The organism is Pectobacterium jejuense (assembly GCF_026800125.1).
Lineage (GTDB): Bacteria > Pseudomonadota > Gammaproteobacteria > Enterobacterales > Enterobacteriaceae > Pectobacterium > Pectobacterium jejuense.
In genome coordinates this window covers 1-503 of the sequence record NZ_JAPQKX010000039.1, presented here as the reverse complement: position 1 = coordinate 503, position 503 = coordinate 1, and the positions used below count along the sequence as shown (strand labels likewise).

Sequence of the window (503 nt, the reverse complement as noted above, 5' to 3'; positions counted from 1 at the left end):
TAATTCTTTGAGCATCGCTGACGAGTTCAGCAAATCAAACAAATCTTAAATTGAAGAGTTTGATCATGGCTCAGATTGAACGCTGGCGGCAGGCCTAACACATGCAAGTCGAGCGGTAGCACAGAGGAGCTTGCTCCTTGGGTGACGAGCGGCGGACGGGTGAGTAATGTCTGGGAAACTGCCTGATGGAGGGGGATAACTACTGGAAACGGTAGCTAATACCGCATAACCTCGCAAGAGCAAAGAGGGGGACCTTCGGGCCTCTCGCCATCAGATGTGCCCAGATGGGATTAGCTAGTAGGTGAGGTAATGGCTCACCTAGGCGACGATCCCTAGCTGGTCTGAGAGGATGACCAGCCACACTGGAACTGAGACACGGTCCAGACTCCTACGGGAGGCAGCAGTGGGGAATATTGCACAATGGGCGCAAGCCTGATGCAGCCATGCCGCGTGTGTGAAGAAGGCCTTCGGGTTGTAAAGCACTTTCAGCGGGGAGGAAGGCG

1 rRNA gene is annotated in these 503 nt (G+C 54.3%); it reads left to right on the top strand.

What is annotated here, in order from left to right:
- Positions 1-47 precede the first annotated feature (47 nt).
- Positions 48-503, top strand: a 16S ribosomal RNA gene (locus NXT09_RS22350); the annotation flags it as partial.